At 51.1% G+C, this 21,334-nt stretch carries 19 protein-coding genes; 14 read left to right on the forward strand and 5 right to left on the reverse strand.

Annotation, left to right across the window (positions count from 1 at the left end):
• Nucleotides 1-157: 157 nt before the first annotated feature.
• From rodA to NDK47_RS06995, 3 genes are all read left to right on the forward strand, one after another.
• A complete protein-coding gene (gene rodA, locus NDK47_RS06985) occupies nt 158-1,312 on the forward strand; it encodes a rod shape-determining protein RodA (RefSeq protein WP_251874132.1) in 1,155 nt (384 codons plus the stop codon).
• A 106-nt stretch (nt 1,313-1,418) separates the two neighbouring features.
• Nucleotides 1,419-3,065: a dynamin family protein gene (locus NDK47_RS06990; RefSeq protein ID WP_251874133.1), complete on the forward strand. Its 1,647-nt coding sequence runs from the start codon at nt 1,419-1,421 to the stop codon at nt 3,063-3,065.
• A gap of 9 nt (nt 3,066-3,074) precedes the next feature.
• Nucleotides 3,075-5,057: a dynamin family protein gene (locus tag NDK47_RS06995; RefSeq protein WP_251874134.1), complete on the forward strand. Its 1,983-nt coding sequence runs from the start codon at nt 3,075-3,077 to the stop codon at nt 5,055-5,057.
• A 19-nt stretch (nt 5,058-5,076) separates the two neighbouring features.
• On the opposite strand, the gene NDK47_RS07000 is transcribed toward NDK47_RS06995, so the two are convergent.
• Entirely contained in the window at nt 5,077-5,658 is a 582-nt protein-coding gene (locus tag NDK47_RS07000; protein WP_251874135.1) for a GNAT family N-acetyltransferase, read from the reverse strand.
• A gap of 128 nt (nt 5,659-5,786) precedes the next feature.
• Here NDK47_RS07000 and pdxR point away from each other — a divergent pair, with 128 nt between their 5' ends.
• The gene (gene pdxR / locus NDK47_RS07005; protein WP_251874136.1) at nt 5,787-7,238 is read left to right on the forward strand and encodes a MocR-like pyridoxine biosynthesis transcription factor PdxR; all 1,452 of its coding nucleotides are present in this window, start codon (nt 5,787-5,789) and stop codon (nt 7,236-7,238) included.
• A gap of 74 nt (nt 7,239-7,312) precedes the next feature.
• On the opposite strand, the gene putP is transcribed toward pdxR, so the two are convergent.
• A complete protein-coding gene (gene putP, locus NDK47_RS07010) occupies nt 7,313-8,779 on the reverse strand; it encodes a sodium/proline symporter PutP (RefSeq protein WP_251874137.1) in 1,467 nt (488 codons plus the stop codon).
• Between the two features lie 194 nt (nt 8,780-8,973).
• Here putP and NDK47_RS07015 point away from each other — a divergent pair, with 194 nt between their 5' ends.
• The 8 genes from NDK47_RS07015 to cimA all read left to right on the forward strand — a co-directional run bounded on the left by NDK47_RS07015 (nt 8,974) and on the right by cimA (nt 15,616).
• Entirely contained in the window at nt 8,974-9,465 is a 492-nt protein-coding gene (locus NDK47_RS07015; protein ID WP_251874138.1) for a GNAT family N-acetyltransferase, read from the forward strand.
• A gap of 22 nt (nt 9,466-9,487) precedes the next feature.
• Nucleotides 9,488-9,913, forward strand: a complete 426-nt coding sequence (locus NDK47_RS07020; protein ID WP_251874139.1) for a hypothetical protein — start codon at nt 9,488-9,490, stop codon at nt 9,911-9,913.
• A 73-nt stretch (nt 9,914-9,986) separates the two neighbouring features.
• Nucleotides 9,987-10,193 carry a cold shock domain-containing protein gene (locus NDK47_RS07025; RefSeq protein ID WP_251874140.1) on the forward strand — a complete coding sequence of 69 codons (207 nt, stop codon included), beginning with the start codon at nt 9,987-9,989 and terminating at the stop codon, nt 10,191-10,193.
• Between the two features lie 194 nt (nt 10,194-10,387).
• On the forward strand, nt 10,388-11,182 hold the full coding sequence (locus tag NDK47_RS07030; RefSeq protein ID WP_251874141.1) for a thymidylate synthase: 795 nt from the start codon (nt 10,388-10,390) through the stop codon (nt 11,180-11,182).
• On the forward strand, nt 11,179-11,655 hold the full coding sequence (locus NDK47_RS07035) for a dihydrofolate reductase (RefSeq protein WP_251874142.1): 477 nt from the start codon (nt 11,179-11,181) through the stop codon (nt 11,653-11,655). Before NDK47_RS07030 ends, NDK47_RS07035 begins: the two co-directional genes overlap by 4 nt.
• Nucleotides 11,656-11,765: 110 nt before the next feature.
• Nucleotides 11,766-12,860: a YheC/YheD family endospore coat-associated protein gene (locus NDK47_RS07040; protein ID WP_251874143.1), complete on the forward strand. Its 1,095-nt coding sequence runs from the start codon at nt 11,766-11,768 to the stop codon at nt 12,858-12,860.
• Nucleotides 12,861-13,031: 171 nt separating this feature from the next.
• Nucleotides 13,032-13,865 (forward strand): alpha/beta hydrolase, encoded by an 834-nt coding sequence (locus tag NDK47_RS07045; RefSeq protein ID WP_251874144.1) that lies wholly within the window; start codon nt 13,032-13,034, stop codon nt 13,863-13,865.
• A 128-nt stretch (nt 13,866-13,993) separates the two neighbouring features.
• Entirely contained in the window at nt 13,994-15,616 is a 1,623-nt protein-coding gene (gene cimA, locus NDK47_RS07050) for a citramalate synthase (RefSeq protein WP_251874145.1), read from the forward strand.
• 104 nt (nt 15,617-15,720) lie between these two features.
• Here cimA and NDK47_RS07055 read toward each other — a convergent pair whose 3' ends face one another.
• Both NDK47_RS07055 and NDK47_RS07060 read right to left on the reverse strand, forming a co-directional pair.
• The gene (locus tag NDK47_RS07055) at nt 15,721-15,951 is read right to left on the reverse strand and encodes a DUF1128 domain-containing protein (protein WP_251874146.1); all 231 of its coding nucleotides are present in this window, start codon (nt 15,949-15,951) and stop codon (nt 15,721-15,723) included.
• Between the two features lie 15 nt (nt 15,952-15,966).
• The gene (locus tag NDK47_RS07060) at nt 15,967-18,459 is read right to left on the reverse strand and encodes a U32 family peptidase (RefSeq protein WP_251874147.1); all 2,493 of its coding nucleotides are present in this window, start codon (nt 18,457-18,459) and stop codon (nt 15,967-15,969) included.
• A 183-nt stretch (nt 18,460-18,642) separates the two neighbouring features.
• On the opposite strand from NDK47_RS07060, the gene NDK47_RS07065 reads away from it, so the two are divergent.
• A complete protein-coding gene (locus tag NDK47_RS07065) occupies nt 18,643-19,905 on the forward strand; it encodes an ATP-binding protein (RefSeq protein ID WP_251874148.1) in 1,263 nt (420 codons plus the stop codon).
• Nucleotides 19,906-19,959: 54 nt separating this feature from the next.
• Here NDK47_RS07065 and NDK47_RS07070 read toward each other — a convergent pair whose 3' ends face one another.
• The gene (locus NDK47_RS07070; protein WP_251874149.1) at nt 19,960-20,553 is read right to left on the reverse strand and encodes a TetR/AcrR family transcriptional regulator; all 594 of its coding nucleotides are present in this window, start codon (nt 20,551-20,553) and stop codon (nt 19,960-19,962) included.
• A gap of 199 nt (nt 20,554-20,752) precedes the next feature.
• Between NDK47_RS07070 and NDK47_RS07075 the strand changes: the two genes are divergently transcribed.
• The gene (locus tag NDK47_RS07075; protein ID WP_251874150.1) at nt 20,753-21,223 is read left to right on the forward strand and encodes an N-acetyltransferase; all 471 of its coding nucleotides are present in this window, start codon (nt 20,753-20,755) and stop codon (nt 21,221-21,223) included.
• Nucleotides 21,224-21,334: the final 111 nt, after the last annotated feature.

A 21,334-nucleotide genomic window follows, 5' to 3' on the forward strand; every position in this document is an offset into this window, starting at 1 on the left:
GATTTCGCATAAATTAGGGAGAAAAACGGAGATTTCAGGGGTTAAATTGCGAGGTTATCCTATGCTATTATTATCAAGTTACATCGTAGCATTTCCTGTGGAGTCATGATTTTCGAAGCTGGATTGATGGATTCTCGTTGAAAAGTGGTGGTGTTTGATGTTCTCTCGAAAAATGTTTTTGCGGGTAGATTTTGTTCTGATTTTTTCTGTATTGGCCTTGTCTATCCTCTCAACCCTCGCTATCTATTCGACCACCGTTAACCGAAACGGTATGGAAGATTGGTATCAAAAGCAAATCGTCTGGCAGATCATTTCCGTCGTTTCTATGATTGCTTTTGCCTTCCTCGATCACCGAATCCTAAAAGGGCTCCTTTCATATATAGGATACTTTCTTTGCATTTGTTTGCTGATATGCGTATTTTTTTACCCAGCCAAAAACGGGGCACAATGCTGGATCACACTGCCCGGCGGCTTCCAATTTCAGCCATCGGAGCTGACCAAGATTTTTGTGATCTTAACTATCTCTGATTTTATGACGAGAGCCAGGCAAAAAAACGAGTCATTTGGCTGGAAGCATCTTTTCGTCATTCTCGGGATCAACCTGGTTCCCTTTGTTTTGATTTTGAAACAGCCTCATTTGGGACAAGCGCTCACTCTTTTGGGGATCACCGGAGCCATGATGATTTTATTTTTAAGCCGGAAACAACTGTTGGTGTATCTAGTCAGTGTGGCCGTGCTAATCTCCGCGATTTTTATTGCGAAAACAGCTTTTACCGAGCAGTCGATCGAATTTGTCGAGAAGCTCCCTTTTATGAATCATCAAAAGGAACGGATCATTACGTTTTTGGATTCAGAAATTGATAAAGCAGGAGCAAGCTATCAAGTCTTGCAGGCAAAAATGGCGATTGGTTCCGGCCAATTGATGGGGCGGGGGATAGTCAGCGGCACTGCCACGCAGGGAAACTGGGTTCCGGAGCAGTGGACCGATTTTATCTTCTCGGCGATTGGGGAAGAGTTAGGGTTTCTCGGCGCCAGTTTCTTGTTGACCCTCTTCTTTTTTCTCTTGTATCGGCTGACCGCGATTGCCGTTCAATCAGAGGATTATTTCTCCACATGCTTTATTACGGGCGTGATTGGCATGTTTACGTTTCAAATCATCGAGAATGTCGGAATGAATCTTGATATGATGCCTGTTACCGGAATCACCTTGCCGTTTGTGTCCTATGGGGGAACCTCTTTGCTTACGAACTTTGTGATTCTGGGAATTGTCCTTTCGATGAAAATCAGAACCAATCGTCTTACGTTTAGCTAAACGACCCTCCCTATACAAAGAATTCCACGCCAAACTTCGCGTAAAAGAATTGATCAACGCAGGGAGGTATGGTACATTCGGCATGGTAGAGTAGGAGATGGAGAGGATGGTACTGGTGCAAACCCACATCATGGAGCGGGCAACAGATTTTGCCCTGCTTGCTGATCGATTGGAACAAATGGCGTCGTCCATGGAGAAAGAAAAGGACGAGGTGACTCCGGGAAAATTGCTCCAGCTTGCGGCAAAAACGCGCGAGGTGGAGTTGAATATCGCATTTTGCGGACACTTTTCGGCCGGAAAATCAACCATGATCAATACCTTGTTGGGGGTCAATCTGCTGCCCTCCAACCCGATTCCGACAAGTGCCAATGTTGTCAAAATCCGCGGCGGCGAAAAAGCTGCCCGCGTTTATACACATCACAACGGTGTGCTGACATTTGACCCTGACACGGAGATGGAAAAGCTCAAGCAATTCGCGGTGGATGGCGATACGGTAGAGTGGGTGGAGGTCTCCTATCCGGGGACCCTCTTGCATGAGCAAGCCAGCCTGCTCGATACCCCGGGGATCGACTCGACAGATGCAGCTCACAAGATCGCGACAGAGTCAGCCTTGCACTTGGCCGACGTAGTCATCTACATGATGGACTACAATCACGTGCAGGCCGAGGAAAACTTCAATTTTACGAAGACATTGAAAGACCGCGGGAAACCAGTCTATCTGGTTGTAAATATGATTGATAAGCACATCGACTTTGAGCTGGATTTTGACAGCTACAAAGAGAGCGTGGAAGAGGCTTTCGCGACATGGAACATCGTGCCGGACGGTATTTTCTATACGTCCCTGGCCGAGCCCGATCATGAGGAAAATCAGTATGAAGCGTTTCGCAGCATGTTGACACAATTGATCGATAACCGCGAGCAGTTGGTCAGTAAAACCGTAAGAGATGCGGCTGAGCATCTGATCGAAGAACATGTGCTGGTGCTGAAAAGAGAAAATGCCGAGAAGCGTCAAGGCCTGGAAAACGAGCTTGATGGTCTGCACGCAGCTGATATCGACAGCCACGATGGCAGGCAGGTCACAGAGGCTCTGCAAGCCGCCGAAGCAGCCGCGAGCGAACTGACCGGCCGCGTCGATCAGGCGCGCAAGCACATGGAAAAAGAGCTGGGCGTGCTCTTAGACAATGCGCGTCTGACTTACTACAGCACAAACGAAGCGGCTGAGCAATACCTGGAGAGCCGCAAGCCGGGCTTTAAGATGGGGCTGTTTTTTGCTGGTAAAAAGACAGAAGAAGAGCGGCAGAGAAGACTGGAAGCGCTGCTGGCAGACTTGCGGGAAAAAACAGAAGGCAATCTCGATTTTCACTTCAAGGAACTGCTGAGTAAATTTCCGGAGAAATTCGAGCTGCGCGACGACGCTTATCATACGGCGGTCTACGCTACGAAGATCGAAATGAACGCTGATTTTCTCGCCTCCCGGGTAAAAGACGGGGCGAGTACGAGAGAGTATGTGATGAATTACTGTTCCGACTTGTCTAACGGAATCAAAGCGGAGTACCGGCGTGCCGGGATGGGCTTGATTGAGCAAGTGGTCTCCATGCTGAAACGGAAGACTGAGGTGGAAGGTGCACAGCTGCAAGAGCGGCTCCGCGTGCTTCGCGAGCTGGCGCAGATCCATGCGCAATTGCAGCAGTTGGCAAAGACAGAACAGGCAGCAGGAGAGCGCCTGCAAGCGATTTTGCGTGAAGGAGCGTAAACGGACATTATGAATCAACTGAAAGAGAAACTGACTTCCGCAGCGGAACACCTGCTGCAGGTGAGCAAAGAGATTCAGTCTGTACCCGGGATGCAAGCCCAGGCCCAGGCGATGCAGGAGCGGGCTGAGCGGCTGCAAGCCAACCGCTTTACCGTGGCGCTGTTTGGCGCCTTCAGTGCCGGAAAATCTTCGTTCGCCAACGCCTTGATGGGTGACTTGGTCCTGCCGGTGTCACCCAATCCGACGACGGCGGCGATCAATAAAATCATGCCTCCGACCGATACACAACCGCATGGCACGGTTCGCGTCGTGTTGAAGTCACGTGAGTCTGTCGAGCAGGATGTCATTCGTTCATTGGCCGTATTTGGACTTGCGGCCAGCACGCTGGAAGAGGCGCTGAGCGCGCTTGGAAAAATCGATATTTCTGCCATCCCACCGACCGCCAAGCCGCACTACACCTTTTTGAAAGCGGTCACCAAAGGTCTCGGCGAGATGTCCGCTCATCTGGGCGGTGAGCTGATCGTCGACATGAAGGCGTTCAAAGGCTTTGTAGCCAAGGAAGAAAAAGCATGCTTTGCCGAATACATCGAACTGTTTTACGCTTGTCCGCTGACGGATCAGGGGATCGTGCTGGTGGATACGCCAGGAGCGGACTCGATCAACGCCCGCCATACCGGCGTTGCTTTCGAGTATATGAAAAATGCTGATGCGGTGCTGTTCGTCACCTACTACAACCACGCCTTCTCCCAGGCCGATCACGAGTTTTTGCTGCAAATGGGACGCGTGAAGGATACCTTTGACATGGATAAAATGTTCTTCCTCGTCAACGCAGCTGATCTAGCCGCTTCTGAGGAAGAGCTGGCCGGAGTTATCACCCACGTCGAAAAAAATCTGCTCTCCTGCGGGATTCGTCATCCGCGGATTTATCCGGTCTCCAGCCAAACGGCCTTGCTGGCCCGCATGCACGAGGCTGGGAAGCTGAACGCATCGGCTGAAAAATTGTACCGCCAACGAACAGGGACAGAGGAAGGAGCACCGCTGGCACCTGCCGAAGACGCATTCCGCTTGTCCGGGATGGCTTTGTTCGAGCAGGAATTCCTTCGTTTTACCCTGGAGGAGCTGACCCAAATCGCGGTCAACGCGGCGATGGGGGAAATCCGCCGGGCACACAGCACCCTGTCTGAAATCATTCGCATGGCGCAGGCTGATGAAACCGAACGGGATGCCCGCAGACAAGCTGCCGCACAGGCACGTGAAGCCGCTTTGGCAGCCGTAGAAGCCTTGTCGATCGCTTCTGCGGAGCGCGACCTGCAGAAGGAGCGGGAAGAGCTGGTGTATTACGTAAAGCAGCGCCTGTTTTTCCGCTTTACAGAATTGGTCAACGTGGCCTTTAACCCGGCTGTATTGATCGAAGATGGGCGCAACATCAAGCAAGCGCTCCAGGGATGTCTCGCCGACTTGCTGCGGTCCATTTGCTATGATCTGGCACAGGAGCTGCGCGCGACGACCCTGCGATTGGAGAAATTTTTGCACAAGCAAGGTAAAGAACTGGTTCAACAGTGGCAGCAGGACGTACAGAAATACGCCACGGGCTTGACGCTGGCCCCTTATCAGCCGCGTCAGGTGGACACGCTGTCCTTTGCGGATGAGCTTCCCTTGGCACCGAATGCGCTACAGCCATCACTCGCTCACTTCCGCAACACGAAAGACTTTTTTGAGCAGGATGGCAAAGCCAAGCTGCGCGAAGATCTGGAAAAACGGCTGCAGGACCCTGTTTCTGCCTATCTCCAAACGGGAAGCGCGGAGCTGGGTGAACAGTTTTCTTCGCTGCTGTCTGAGATTGTAGCCGAGGAGCGGAGCCGTGTCGCTGATCAGGTAGAGGCCTATTTCACCGGTATTTTTGCAGCCCTCGATCTGGACTTGGATCTCGATGAGCTCAGCAGCAAACTGGGACGAATCGAAGCGCATACCGGCACGGAAGAAAGCAAATAGGAGAAAACGCTCAGGAGAATTAGTCCTGAGCGTTTTTTCGTGCTTCCCATTCCTCTCGCAGAATCCCCATCTTGATCGCATCGTAATACTCTCCGCGGACAATCCGCGCTTTTCGCACACGCGCTTCTTCCATCATCCCGCAGCGCAGCGCCAGCTTGATCATCCGCTCGTTGCCCGACCAGGTGCCAATCCCGAGCCGTACAGTGTCCATATGGGTGAAAAGATAGTCGATCCACATCTGGAAGGCTTCGCTGCCGTAGCCGTTGGACCAGTAGCGGGAATCGTAGATGACAATACCGATCTCAAACCAGTTGGTCACCTCTGAGATCCAGTAGCGTCCTACCGAGCCTTTTATCTCTCCGTCGATTTCAATGATCAGGCTATGCCGAGGAAGCGTTGTCCCTACCACCGAAAGCTCCTCCTGGTACCGGGGAAGCTGGCGGAATTCTTCTTTTGTCAAAGGGTCGAGTGGCTTGTAGGGTCCGTTCCAGTTGAGATGCTCGCGATCCTCTGCTTCATACATCCAATAATACAAGGTATCCAAATCCTCTTCACGCATATCCCGCAGCAGTACCTTTTGTCCACGAAGTGCAACGTCCATTCCTGTATTCCTCCTGAATCAATCTTCTGATAGACTAACTGTACCGAATCACTGGCTATATCAATAGGGCCAAAAACCAAAAAAGTTATAGGGGCAGTTACTTTCAAAAGGAAGGAGATTTCTCTGTCATGAATATCACACCGATTCTCGATGGACAAAGCGAATCGCCGCTCTATCAGCAGTTGTATGGGATTCTCAGCCGGGACATCGTCTCCGGTCAAATCCCGGCGGGCAGCAGGCTTCCTTCGATCCGTCAAATGGCGGCATTGGCCGGGGTGAGCCGAATTACCGTGGAGGCTGCCTATCAACAGCTCGTAGCAGAAGGGTTCCTCATCAGCAGAGAGCGAAGCGGTTTTTTTGCTGCCGAGATGGAAGAGTGGATGGATTCAAAAGATACGAACTCGACAAAGGAAATCGATCTCCCTGTGCCGATTAAGCGAAACAAGGGCGAGCATCTTTCCAGTCGTTACAATTTTCACGGTTCTGTGGTCGATACGAGCCATTTTCCCTATGCTCTCTGGCGTTCCTGTTTGCTAGACGCCATGGATAGATTCGCGAATGATTTCGCCTTTTACGGCGATGATCAAGGGGAGTGGGAGCTGCGGGTGGAGCTGGCGCGCTACCTTCGCAGGGCGCGAACGCTTTCCTGTGAACCAGAACAAATCATCGTCGGGACCGGATTACAACAGGCGTTGAGCTTCCTTTGTCTGATGCTGCGGGATTCACATGCCATCGCAGCGGTGGAAGACCCGGGATATGCAGATGCCAGAGTGGTATTTCAGCATCACGGCTACCAGATCGCGCCCATCCCGCTGGAAGAAGACGGCCTGTCGATTGAAGCCTTGGAAAAAAGCCAGGCACGACTCGTCTACCTGACTCCCGCACACCAGTATCCGCACGGCATGGTCATGCCCGTTTCCAAGCGTATCCGGCTTTTGCAATGGGCCCGAAAAACAGGCGGGATCATCATCGAAAATGATTACGACGGCGAGTTTCGGTACAACGCAAAGCCGACGCCCTCCCTGCAGGGAATGGATCAGGAGGGCTCGGTCGTCTACATCGGCAACTTTTCCAAAGCCTTTTCTCCAGCGGTACGCATGGATTATCTTGTGCTTCCCCCTGCGCTTTTCAAGTGCTATCTGGAATCATTTCAAGCTTATCCCTCCCCGGTTCCCAGACTGCAGCAGAGGGCCATGCAGCTGTTTATGGAGAAGGGCTACTGGGAGAAGCATATCCGCAAGATGCGCACCCTCTATCAGAAAAAACATACCCTGCTATTGGGTGCAATCAAAAGGCATATGCCTCCAGAGGCAGTTGTGTTGGGGCATTCAGCCGGCCTGCATATTCTCCTGGAGATTCAGACAAAGTTAACGGAGCAGGAGCTGATGGAAGCGGCCCGAAAGCAAGATGTGCGTGTCTATCCGACCTCCCGTAGCTGGTTCTCTACCCGGCCTCCTCTGTATCCGCGCATGATCATCGGGTTTGGGGGAATGCAGCTCGAAGATATCGAAGAGGGGATCAAACGGCTGGCCAGCGCCTGGTTTCCAAAGATAGCAGAAACAACCGGAAAAAGCTCGTAAATAGTGCGTTTTCCCGCTGTGCATCATGAACGAGGCTGCCTCCAAGTCAAAGGACAAAGAGGCAGCCTCGCCGTTTATTCTCTGCCTTTTGCAAAACGGTCGAACTGCTGGATGATTTCCCGGTCAGGTTTTTGCGTCAGCAGACTGACCAGCACGACGGCGAGAAGACTGACAGCAAAGCCGGGAACCATTTCATACAGAAGATTTTTCAGCGTATCGGACCGGGTCCAGAGAATGACAGTGACGGCTCCCGCCAGCATTCCAGCCAAGGCGCCCCATTTATTCATTCGGCGCCAGTAGAGGCTGAGCAGAATCAGCGGTCCAAAGGAAGAGCCGAAGCCGGCCCAGGCATAGCCGACGAGAGCCAGGATGGTATCGCTTTTGGTATAGGCAAGTGACAGGGCGATGAGCGAGACGATCAGGACAGAAAGCCGCCCGACAAAAATCTGCTCCTGATCGGAAGCCGATCGCCGGAAAAACGTTCTGTACACATCTTCGGTCAGCGAACTAGAGGTGACCAGGAGCTGGGAGGAGATGGTACTCATAATCGCTGCCAGGATCGCCGCCAGGAGAAATCCTGTGATGAAGGGGTGAAAGAGAATTTTCCCCAGCTCGATAAAGACCGTCTCCGGGTCTTTTAGCGTCCACCCCTGTTTGGAGTAGAAGGCGATACCGATCAGTCCAGTGAACATGGCGCCCAGAATGGAAAAGATCATCCAGCCCATTCCGATGGCCCGAGCCTTTCTGATTTCTTTCACGGAGGAGATAGCCATAAAGCGGACGATGATATGAGGTTGTCCAAAATAGCCCAGTCCCCAGGCGAACAAAGAGATGATTCCGAGCACGCTCGTACCTCTGAAAATATCCAGCAAGGCCGGATTGATCGAGCGGATTTCACCGAAGGCCGGACCGAATCCCCCGACATGCATGAGCGTCACGAGTGGCACGAGCACCAGGGCAATAAACATGATCAGACCCTGTACAAAATCCGTCCAGCTCACAGCCAGAAAGCCGCCAAACAGCGTATAGGCGACTACCACCAAAGCGATAATCCAAAGGCCTGTCTGATAGGGGATGTGAAAGGTATTTTCGAAAAGGACACCTCCGGAGACGAGACCGGAGGAGACGTAAAAGGTAAAAAAGATCATGATGACAAGCCCGGATACCAGGCGTAGCAAGCGGGAGGTATCTCCAAAACGGTTTTCCAGAAAGGCCGGGATGGTTATCGAATTATTGGCCACCTCCGTATAGATGCGGAGGCGAGGGGCAACGTACAACCAGTTGGCATACGCGCCAAGCGTGAGCCCGATGGCGATCCAGGAAGCGCTGAGCCCCTGTGCAAACATGGCTCCCGGAAGCCCCATCATGAGCCAGCCGCTCATGTCGGAAGCCCCGGCGCTCAGTGCGGTCACAGCAGGTCCCAGTGTACGTCCGCCGAGCATGTAGTCCGTTAGCGTGGAAGTGCGTTTATAGGCAAAATAGCCGATAAGCAGCATGCCCAGCATGTAAATCACAAGGGAAGTAAGTAACTGCGTGTTCATACGATCGAGCACTCCTCATTTATTTGCTGGCTGACAATCTCTTCTTCCTTATCATGCACAGCAATCAAATAAATTACTTTTACTGCTCCCGATCCAGGCAAGCACTTTCAAAACCTGACGAAATGACGAGCATTTTGAAATCATCTGGCAAAAGTGATACGGTAACAGTAAAAGATCAGAAATCGGGTGAGACGATGATACGTTCCTTTCAAAAAGAAGATGCCTCTTACATCATTGATTCCCACTACGAAATCTATAACAGGGAGTACCAGTACGATTTGTCCTTTCGAGCTTTTATCGAGCGCAGCATTTCCGAATTCATGCAGCGCTCAGACTATTCCAAAGAGCACATCTGGATTTTGGAGAGGGATGGTCAGCCCAGGGGGGCTGTCGGGATTACCAAAGTGGATGAACAGGTCGCACAGCTTCGCTTATTTCTCGTCGATCCGAAAGTCAGAGGAAACGGCTATGGAAGCAAGCTGATTTGGCAAGCTATCGATTTTTGCAAAAAGGCAAGCTATCAAACCGTGATTCTCTGGACCAACACCGATTTGAAAGAGGCCAGACGGCTGTACGAAAAACATGGCTTCAGGCTAAAGGAGACCAAGACGCAAACGTTATCCGGTCAAGAGCTGATAGAAGAGCGCTGGGAATTATCACTGCTTCCAGGACGGAATCATCCCTGAGCGGCGAGGAAGGAGAGCCGATATGCGTCAAAAGAAAATCCCGCTTTTGGTCGCGCTGCCTTTGTTTCTGATCATCTGGCTGGCGGTGGCCCAAGCGTACCAGTCGCCGGAGCGCATCGTTCAAGACATGATCGAAAAGGTTCAGACCGGCACCGGGCAAGAGCTTGATCTGCCACAGGAAGATATCGAGACCGTACGCGCTTTTTTTCAATACGCAAGTGACCAGCACCTGGATAGTCCCGTGGTCGAAATCAAACAGCTTTCCCGGACCCAGAACGAGGCGCAGGTTGGTGTTTCTTTTCATACTGTTGAATACGGAACCGACAACACGATCAAAGCGATTCACGACGGGAACCTGCTGTTTACCTTGCAAAAGCGGACAGGGCTTGCGTGGAGCGTCACAGAAATGAAAATTTTAAAGAAAATGAAAAAGAACACAGCTCCCTAGTCTCCACTTTTCTCGAATCGGCATAGGATGTGGTATGCAGCAATGCTGTTCTGATGACAGGGAGGAAGCAAACATGCAAGGGAAAGTGAAATGGTTCAGCAAGGAAAAAGGGTACGGATTTATCGAGCGGGATGGAGGACCGGATGTATTTGTACATTTCTCCGCCATCAACGGAAGCGGCTACCGCAATCTGGAAGAAGGCGAGATGGTTACATTTGACATCGTAAACGGGCAGCGGGGTTTTCAAGCTGCCAATGTCACCCGTCTGACCAACGGATAAATTCAAACTGACCAACATGAGACCGGATGTTCTTTCGGGAACAGCCGGCTTTTTTATTTGTATCGGAGCATCCAGCTTCCTTGTGTGGAGGGATTCCCGGTTTTTGCATCTGGCTAAAAAACAAAGAAACTTGTCCCCAAAGCAGGCAGATTGGTTTACTATAGATGGGTAGGAAACGGTAGGGGGTTACAAGCATGAAGCAATACTTGGATCTGTGCCGCCGAATTATGGCGGAAGGTGTGACAAAGCATGATCGTACGGGTACCGGGACGATTAGTGTATTTGGTCATCAGATGAGATTTGACCTGAGTGAGGGGTTCCCGCTGGTCACGACGAAAAAGCTGCATACGAAATCAATCATCCACGAATTGCTGTGGTTTTTAAAAGGCGATACCAACGTGCGTTATCTGCAAGAGAACGGCGTTCGCATCTGGAATGAGTGGGCTGATGAAAATGGCGAGCTGGGTCCTGTGTATGGAAAGCAGTGGCGCTCGTTTGCCGGGCCGGATGGGGTGGCCGTCGATCAGATTCAGTGGGTCGTCGATGAGATCAAGCGCAATCCCGATTCTCGCCGCCTGATTGTGAGTGCCTGGCATCCGGCTGAGCTGCATAAAATGGCGTTGCCTCCTTGTCATCTTCTATTTCAGTTTTACGTGGCTGAAGGAAAGCTCTCTTGCCAGCTGTATCAGCGGAGTGCGGACACATTCTTGGGCGTGCCGTTCAACATTGCCAGCTACGCATTGTTGACGCAGATGGTAGCCCACGTCACGGGACTTGCGCCAGGGGATTTTGTCCATACGATCGGGGATGCTCATCTCTACCTCAATCACCTCGAGCAGGTAAAGGAGCAATTGACACGTGAACCAAAACCGCTGCCGCAACTGAAGCTCAATCCTGCTGTACAGTCCATTTTTGATTTCACCTTTGATGATATCGAGATCGTCAACTACGAGGCACATCCGCACATCAAAGGGGAGGTGTCCGTATGATCAGCCTGCTCGTCGCGCACACGCGCAACCGGGTGATCGGGAAGGACGGGGTCATGCCTTGGCATCTGCCAAATGATCTGAAGCATGTCAAAGAACTTACGACGGGAAAAACAATTGTGATGGGCCGGAAAACGTTTGAATCGATCGGTCGCCCGCTGCCCAACCGGAGAAATGTGGTACTGACGAGAAGCAGGGATTTTGCTCCGGAGGGAGTGGAGGTCGTTCACTCCAAAGAGGAGATCCTGGCTTTGGGAGATATCATTATCTTCGGCGGCGCTGAATTGTACCGCCAGTTTTTGGAAGAGGCTGATCGCCTCTACATCACGGAGATTGACATCGAAACCGAGGGGGATACGTTTTTTCCCGAGTGGGACCCCCAAGCTTTTCAGCTCGTCTGGAAAAAAGAGGGGATGGTCGACGAGAAAAATCCCGTGCCGCATACGTTTGCCCTCTATGAACGAAAGCATAAATAAATGTACCCCTGATAGAAAAGGCGTCTGTCCCAGTGTGGATATGGCGCTTTTTCTCATGCAAGTACATAAACTGTTGAAGAAGATCTTGAGGAAAGTGGGTGTTGCCACACGTGGACAGACGAATCGGGATCTTAACGTACCGGGGAAGCAGAGGGTTTGCAGAGCCGGAATTTTTGCGTCGGCTTGTTAAGGAGGGAAAGGCGCTGGGAGTCGAAGTGTATGTCTTTTCCCCTCAAGATATCGACCTGGTCCTGCAACGGATCAATGGCTTTGAACCTTTGGCGGAAAGATGGACATGTAAGTGGCGGGAGTGGCCCGATATCGTAATTGATCACTACCGTTACTATCCGCTCAAAAAGCATAAACATTACTTGCCGATTCGAGGGGGGAACTTGTTTACTTTTGCAAATAACCGATTCGCCAACAAATTTCGCATTCACCAGTTGCTGCAGCAAGAACCTGCGCTGTCGCAATGGCTGCCAGAAACCGTAGGCTTCAGTCAGAAAAGTTTTGAAGAGATGCTGAATCGATATCCAATCCTGTACGTGAAACCGACCAACGGCTCAGGCGGAAGAAGTATTCTTCGCGTGGAGAGAAAAGGAGACCGCTTCTTACTGTATGGAAGGCCCAAAAAAATGGCACGAAGGCAAGAGAGTCTCTCCAGTATGGGTGCAGTGATGAAGCGGGTCAGACAGTGGGTAGAGCGAGAGAAGCAGGGGGGAGAACAATTTTTTCTGCAACAGGGACTGGATTTAAGCCTGCTGCCAGGTCGGACGGTGGATGCCCGATTACTGGTGCAAAAGGACGGGGGTGGAACATGGCGCATGACCGGAATGGGCATGCGTGTGGGACCTGTTCATTCGTCTACTTCCAATCTGCATAGCGGTGGACACGCGTTGCCAGCAGGGGGCTTTCTGGCTGAACGTTTTGGGACCAAGCTGGCAGAAATGATCATCCATCAATGCAAAGAGCTTGCTATGACTACGGTGGAAATACTCGAAAAACAATTTGGCCCGATGATGGAATTCGGTTTTGATCTTGGCATCGACACTACTGGTCGCGTTTGGTTTATCGAAATGAATCCAAAGCCGGGACGGGATATTTTCCGCAAACTGGGACAGTTCGAGCGCTATCAGATGGCTGTCCGCAGACCTTTGGAATACGCCCTATATCTGCTCAAACAGGATCTTCCCGTGGAGAAATAATAAAAGTCATCGCAGCCTGTACGGGCGTCATCTGGGCACAGGAGAGACTCGCCCGTATGGACAGCGATCTTGGGCCAAGGGGTAGAAGTACGAACCAATAGACATGCGGGCTTCAATTCGGGGAAGAATCGGCGCATAATAGAGACAAAAGCTTTGGAGGTGTATCTTGCGATGATGAAATCATTTCGATTGCCGCTAGAAGAAGACCTGGTGATACGAGGAGACTTTCACGCACGTGAAAAAAATCCGCACCAGCCGCTGTTGCTGTTTTGTCACGGCTTTAAGGGATTCAAGGATTGGGGCAGCTTTCCCTTCGCGGCTGACTGGCTGGCGGAACAGGGAATTGCTGTTTTGCGGTTTAATTTTTCCTGCAACGGTGTAGGAGAGAGTATGACTGAATTTGATGAACTTGAAAAATTCGGACGGAATACATATGCTCGTGAACTTGCTGACCTGAATGCTTTGACCAACTGGCTCATCCGGGAAGACAATCCGTTTGCGGATTCTTTTGATCGGCATAAGCTGTTTTTGCTTGGACATAGCAAAGGCGGAGGCGATGTGATTCTCTTTGGTGCTGCCAATCCGCTGATCAAAGGAATCATTACCTGGAATGGAGTAGCGGACGTCAACCTGTTTGACAGCAAACTTCGGCAAGCGATCGCAGAAAATGGAGTAGGCTATATTCCAAACGCAAGGACAGGACAGCAGATGCCCATCACCCAGACAGTGATTGACGACGTTGATCAGAACCGGGAGGCATACGATTTGCTAGTCAAAGTGCGCGACATGCCGCAGCCCCTTTGCTTGATACAGGGAACCAAGGATTTTGACAGATTGGTTGCAGGGGCAAAAAGACTGGCCGAAGCGGCAAAAAATGGGCAGCTCCACTGGATTGAGGAGGGAGATCACACCTTTAACACTCGTCATCCTTTTGCCGGAACAAGTCCCCAACTGGAGGCAGCATTGAAACAGACGGCAGTTTTTGTCCATACGGAATGTACATAAGAACTTCTCGTGAAAACAGAACGTTTTCTTTCCCTCTGGGCTATGGTATACTGGGAAGCGTCAAAGCATGAAATACATCGAACATTCTGAAAAATTAAAAAGCGGAAAACGCATGGGGTGGAGAAAAAATGAAACCAAACGTATGCTTGTATGACACGACTCTCCGGGACGGGACTCAGGGAGAAGGAGTCAGCTTGTCAGTGGAGGACAAGGTGAAAATTGCCCTTCGCCTGGATCAGTTTGGCATTGACTTCATTGAAGGTGGCTGGCCAGGAAGCAATCCAAAGGATATGGCCTTTTTTGAGCGGATGAAAGAGGTCAAGCTGCAGAACGCGACCATCACCGCTTTTGGCAGCACCTGTCGTCCTCTGGTGGCGGCAGCCGATGATGAGAACCTGCGGGCGCTGTTGGAGAGCGGCGTAAAAGCAGTGGCGATTTTCGGGAAATCATGGGATTTGCATGTGACTGATGCGCTCAAAACCACCTTGGACGAGAACATTCGGATGGTGTCTGATTCTGTCCGTTTTCTCAAATCACAGGGCCTGACGGTATTGTTTTTGGCCGAGCATTTTTTCGACGGATACAAAGCGAATCCGGTGTACGCCCTGCGTGTACTGGAGGCAGCGGAGTCGGCTGGTGCCGACTGGATCGTCCTGTGCGATACCAACGGCGGCACACTGCCGCATGAGGTCTATGAGATCGTAAAAACAGTAAAAGGGAGCCTGCAGGTGAAGCTGGGCATCCATCCGCATAACGACTGTGAGCTGGCGGTAGCCAATGCCATTGCCGCTGTTCAGGCAGGTGCTGAGCAGGTTCAGGGGACGACAAACGGCATCGGAGAGCGCTGCGGCAATGTCAACCTGGTCTCGGTAATCCCCAATCTGCAGCTCAAGCTGGGCTATTCTTGTGTAGAACCGGAGCAATTGCAGCAGCTGACAAAGCTCTCACGCTTTGTGGCTGAAGTATGCAATATGGCGATGCCCAATAACCAGCCTTTTGTCGGCAACAGCGCATTTGCCCATAAGGGTGGCATACACGTCAGTGCCGTGCTGAAAGACCCGAAAACCTATGAACATATTGAGCCAGAGCTTATTGGAAACAAGCGTCGCGTTCTGGTCTCCGAGCTCTCCGGCCAGAGTAATCTGCTCGCCAAGACTGACGAGCTGGATATCAACGTGGAGCTGGACAAACAGGAGGCACGGGAAATCATACAGCGAATCAAAGAGCGCGAATTCCAGGGATATCAATACGAGGGTGCGGAGGCATCGCTTTCGCTGATGCTGCTCGCTGCAGGCGGCAAGCTGGAACAGCTGTTCACGCTGGATTCGTTTAAAATCCTGATGGAGAAGTCGGCAGATCGTTCCATACTCTCGGAAGCCACGGTCAAGCTGCAAGTAAACGGGCAACTGGTTCACACCGCCGCCGAAGGAAACGGTCCGGTCAATGCCCTCGACAATGCGCTGCGCAAAGCATTGGAAACGCATTTTCCCTGCCTGGCCGAGATGCAGCTCACGGATTACAAAGTGCGCGTACTGGATGAAAGCGGTGCAACCGCAGCAAAAGTGCGTGTGCTGATCGAGTCCGGCCGCAACGGGGAAAAATGGAGTACGGTTGGCGTCTCTACCAATGTGATTGAGGCGAGCTGGGAAGCGCTGGTGGACAGTATTCGCTACCTGCTTTGGAAAGAAGGGTGCAAGCTGTCTGAACCGGAGGAAAAGGTCGAAGCGCGCGCCGGGATTGTCAATCATTAAGCGAGAGACTGAAGTGTAAAACAAGAAGCAGCGCTGTTCCCTCCGAGGAGCCGCGCTGCTTCCCATTTTTGGCATGAAATTGGTTATAGAGTTAGAGCCGCCAATCAGGACTGCTTTCTCATCCCGCCCAATTCTTCGACAATGGCGGTCATTTCATTAATGCTGAAATTCGCTTTCTTCTGCACCATGTTGTACAGATACAACAGATCCTCGTAGTGCTCAAGATCGAAATCCTCTGGTCTCATGACTGCAGTGTTGGCCATATTCAGCTTGGCCTTGATGCCTTCGACGATCGTCGCCAGGTTTTCTGCTGTGGGCTGGGTCAAATCTGCCATGGTTGATTCCCCTCTCTATTTGATCAGTTGGCCGCGGGTAACTCCCAATTGGTTGGTGGCTTTCAGCGAGCGCCATACATGCGTTCCGCTGACTTCGCCGCGAAGTGCCTGGCGGTACAAGCGGATCACTTCCTGGACGCGCTCAGGCTCCTCTTCCAGAAATTCAATCCGGTAGCTTCCGACGCCCAATTTTTTGAATTCACTCAGATACTCAGCACCAGACTGGTCAATCGCATTGTACACCGTGTTGCGGCAGCCGGTGTCGACGCGTACAGGATGGGAAAAGCCTACCCTGTCGCGAAGTGAGACGCGAGAGGTTTCACACGGTGTCCCGCAGTTGGTATGGTCTGTACCGGGACTGAGAAACGTGCAGTATACACAGTGTTCGGTGTGGAACATCGGCATATGCTGGTGGATGACCACTTCCAGTTTCGAAGCATCGGTCTTTTCCAGGAGATCGACCATCTGCTGAATGTTCAAATCGTAGGATGGGGTGACCCATTCCAGTCCGCAATCGAGAAACAGCTCAACCGCCTTGTGGTTGGCAATATTCAGCGAGAAGTCACCGATCAACGGGATGTCCAGCTCATGTCTGCGCGCCATGTAATAGTAGAGAGCGCCCGTATTTCTCACCAGAATGGCATCAGGCTTGCTTCGGGCGATCAAGGCGAGGACACCGTTCTCGTCCGGCATGTGAATCCGCATCGTAGCAATTGCAATCTTTTTGCCATAGCGATGAGCCAGCTTAACCGCATCTGGATACTGCTTGACGAATTCAAAGTCGGCGTAGAGGAAATCGACGTCTGTCTGCGCTGCGGCTTCCACCTGGGCCAGCGAGCGGCAAAGGGCGGTCAGCTGCGGTTTTTCTACCGTTTGTGGCGACTTCACTTCTTCCAGAACATTGGCGTTATACTTTTGATAAACAGGCGGTTTGGATCGCAGGAAAAGAAGTTGCTCCACGGCTTCCCGGCGCATCCGGTTCAACTCGCTGACAGGCAGGATCAGTTCATCTTCAAGCTGGACAGTCAGATCGCCTGCGTTCAGATGGTAAACCGTTCCGCCCAAGCGCCCCAACTGTTCGTGCAGCAATTCAGCGGTCAGGGGGCGTTTCAGTGCTTTCTCCAGCGAGATGTCCGATTGGTTGCTGACGGCGTTGCTGGCCCGCTTATCAACCCATGTGACGCTCAGCTTTTCGCCCAGTTGACCGCTGACATGCACAGCAAGCGGGAAGGTCTGGTACGGTTTCTCTGTTTCAAAGGTCTTGCGGAGGCGTTTATCCAGCTCGGGATCGCTTGTTTTCCACACACGGTCCCCGACATGGATCTTTTGAAGCTTGACGTCATTTCGCCCCATGACGATCTCGTAGAGGCCGCTCTTCACTTCGCCTTCTACCTTTTGACCGCGTTGGAGCAGGTCGTAGACGCGTCCGCCTTCTTCCTTCTGAGTCGGGTCCCCGGCATCAAAGACAATGCCGTCTCCACGTTTCAGGGGAGAGTTCAGCTCTACCAGCACAGCGTGCTTCAATACTTTTTTTACCGTCCCTAGAAAGACCCCGCGGCTTTTCGGAAAGGTGCCGTCCAACAGCTTTTTGTTGTTGGTCCCTTCCAAAAAACCGGTTGTAAATCCGCGAGAGAAGCTCTGCTGCAGCTCCCGGATATCCTGTTCGCTCGGCTTTACATCCTGTCCGGCAAAATAGCGGTCGATGGCTGCGCGGTATTTGCTCACTACGTTGGCCACGTATTCTGGAGATTTGAGGCGGCCTTCGATTTTAAAAGAAGTGACGCCCGCTTCGATCAGCTCGGGCACCAGTTCAATCGCCGCCAAATCTTTGGGAGAGAGCAGGTAGGCGATGTTGCCCATCTCCCGCTCAACACCGTCAACGATCAGATCGTACGGCAAACGACAGGCTTGTGCACACTCCCCGCGATTCGCCGAACGTCCTCCCCACATCTCTGACGTGAGGCATTGACCGGAATAGGAGACACAGAGTGCGCCATGAACGAATACCTCCATGGGAAGCTTCGCTTTTTCCCCAATGACTTTGATTTCCTTTAAGGAGTTCTCCCGCCCCAGCACGACGCGCTCAATCGCGAACGGCTTGGTAAAATCAACCGCTTCCGGGGAGGTAATCGTCATTTGGGTAGAGCCGTGAATCGGAAAATCGGGTGAAATCTCCCGAATCAGTTTGACCAGACCGAGGTCCTGAACAATCAGGGCGTCCACCCCGGCCTCTATGCAAGCTTCCACCAGTTCACGGGCATCATTCAGTTCATCTTCAAAAACCAAAATGTTAAAAGTCAAAAAGCCTTTGACTCCATACAAGTGCAAAAATGCCATAATCTCCGGCAGTTCTGCCATTTGGAAGTTCTCGGCTCTTGCTCGTGCGTTAAACTTTTCTACACCAAAAAAAACGGCGTTTGCACCATTGGCGACAGCAGCCTTCAGGCAGTCCCAGTTTCCTGCGGGTGCCAGAAGCTCAATATCCTCACGTTTGATACCATTTCGCATGTGTATGTTCTTACCTCCAAGGTCAAACAGGCTATCTTCATCATCATAGGGAAATGTCCCTGTCTCCGCAAGGAAAACCTTGATCGGATGTGCGCTTTGGAAAACTTTCCTTCAACTCTGTAAAAGGAGATGATATGCTTGGAGGAAAAAGTCGAAAAATTATGAATGGATTGAGGTTCCGCCATGCTGATTGTGAAGGATATCCTGTTGCAATTGCTTATCATTTTGGTGCCGGCTGTATTGTACAAGAGCATTTGGTTGGACAGAATGTCAGCAGATCATTCGCGCGGAGCCATTTTGCTTACCTTTCTCAGCTCCATGACGGTTCTCTTCTGTATGAGCTTTCCCATTCAGGTAAATGGTGATTTGCAGTATGACCTTCGTTCTATTCCTGTGATGGGTGCGATTCTCTATGGAGGGACGCTCCCGGGAATCATTACCTCTGCGGTCATGTTGTTGTATCGCGTTTACATCGGGGGAGAAGGGGTTCTCGTCGCCTTCTTTAATTTTGCGATATACGGGCCTCCCCTGTTTATGATCATGAGCCGGTGGGAAGGACTTTCCCAACGCAAAAAACTGACGTTTATCCTGTTGATCGCATGCCTGAACCAACTGGCCCTGGCATTGGGAATCGCGATGGTTTTCTATTCCAATGGTGATCCGACGGATATCATCCTGCACAATGTCTGGACTCTTCTGCATTTCTCCCTGGTTGCGGTTCTGGCTTCCATCCTCTACGTCTATTTGATTGAATTTATCCGCGAATCCTTTTTTATCCGGTCGCAACTGATCCGCTCGGAAAAACTGAAGTTGATCAGTGAATTGGCCGCCAGTGTCGCTCATGAGGTGCGGAATCCGCTGACTGTGGTCAGGGGCTTTATTCAACTGCTGCGAGAAGAAGCCCATACAAAGAATGAAGCGTATTTCAAGCTCGTGCTTGGTGAACTGGACCGGGCAGAATTTATCATTTCGGATTATCTCAGCTTGGCCAAGCCTCAGGCCGATGTGCCGTCAAAAGTAGGGATGGCCGAAACGGTGACGGACGTTACTGCGTTAATCACCTCCTATGCCTTGATGAAAAAGGTCGAGCTGAGGGTAACGACCGAATCGGGGCTTTACGTCTATGGAAATAGTGTACGGATCAAGCAGGCTCTTTTAAACCTGATGAAGAACGGAATCGAATCAATGAAGCAGGGAGGAATCCTGGAGATTGAGGCCAAACAGAGCAGGGGATACGTGGTGGTGATGATCCGGGATCAGGGGGAAGGAATGACTGTATCCCAGATTGAACAGGTAGGCTTTCCCTTCTACTCGACGAAGGAAAAAGGAACCGGCCTCGGATTGATGGTTACCTGCAGAATTGTGGAAGCGATGGGGGGGAAGCTGGAATTCCAGAGTGATCCGGGAAAAGGAACGTGTGTCAAGGTATGTATTCCGGCATTATAGAAATAGAGGATTAATAGAGACAGCATCTCTGTTGGAAGGGCTGAACGCTGAAAATTAATCGGCGTCCAGTCCTTCAAATACGATGGAAACCTTCTCTTCCATGATTTCTTCAAGTGCCCAAGCTCCCTCGTTTCGGACCCAATCATAAAGGGCATTATAATAGATGTTTTCCAGCATGTTGGCAGCAACCAGCGGATTAAAGCGGGTTTTCAGCCGTCCTCTTTCCTGGGCTTCTTCGATCAGGTCCGCAAACAACTGACGGAGCTCGTAATAGACGTTTTTCTCGTTCTCCAGGATTTTTCTGTGCTTCATGGAAGACTCGACCAGAACCTTGATGAAGTCGTAGTTCTGAATATTTACTTCGTTCATGATTTTGTAGATGCGCAGCACCTTTTGTTTACAGCTGTCTCCGAAGTCCCACTCTTCCCGGCGTTCTTCAATCTCGTGCAGCCGCTCATATCCCCAATTGGCGAGAATTGCTTCCTTTGACGTGAAATGAAGAAAAATCGTCCCGCGGGCAACATCCGCTTCTTCCGAGATCATGTCAATCGTGGTGGCTTCAAACCCGTGCTGCTTAAAGAGTTTGATGGCGGAATTAAAGATCTTTTCTCTTGTTTCCCGCTTCTTTCGTTCTCTGCGTGTCGTCAAAAGGAAGACACCTCCTTTTTTGTTATTGTAGATTATAGCACAACTGATTCCGTCAAAAAAAAGGATGATCGCCAAAAAAACGAAAAAGAAGGGCGAAAAAAGGATGGACTTATCACGCTGGTGAATGTATATTTATATATCATATTGAATAAATATTACATTACAAGTGGCTTGGAGAGCTGGGTGTGGAGGAGAGGAAATGAGCGTATCAAGTGCGTTGGCTGTGCGCCAGGCGACTATGTCAGATGTCGATCAGATGCTGGAGATTATTAATCATTATGCACAGCAGGGACTGATGCTGCCGCGAACAAAATTATCGGTTTGCGAACATCTGCAATCATTTATTGTGGCGCATGACGGGGAAAAAGTAGTCGGTGTCGCCGGGCTGCATATTTTATGGGAGGACCTTGCCGAAATTCGTTCTCTGGCGATCGCCGAGGGGACAAAGGGGCTGGGGGTAGGCAAGCAATTGGTTCTCTATCTGGTCGATCAATGCCGCGGTTTGGGCATCAAGCGAACCTTGTCGCTTACGTATCAAAAGGAATTCTTTGAAAAATGCGGCTTCAAGGTGGTTGCCAAAGAAGCGCTCCCGCAAAAAGTGTGGAAGGATTGCATCAACTGTTCGAAACTGCCCATGTGTGATGAGATCGCCATGATCCGCGAAATCTGAGGATAAGATAAGCCGGTTCCCTCTCTGTCAGGAAGGCCGGCTTTCTTTTGGCCTTAAGACCCTTTATGTGCTATCGATTCCTCATTTAGGAAAAAGGGAGTCCCTCTCTTC

Source organism: Brevibacillus ruminantium (assembly GCF_023746555.1).
Lineage (GTDB): Bacteria > Bacillota > Bacilli > Brevibacillales > Brevibacillaceae > Brevibacillus > Brevibacillus ruminantium.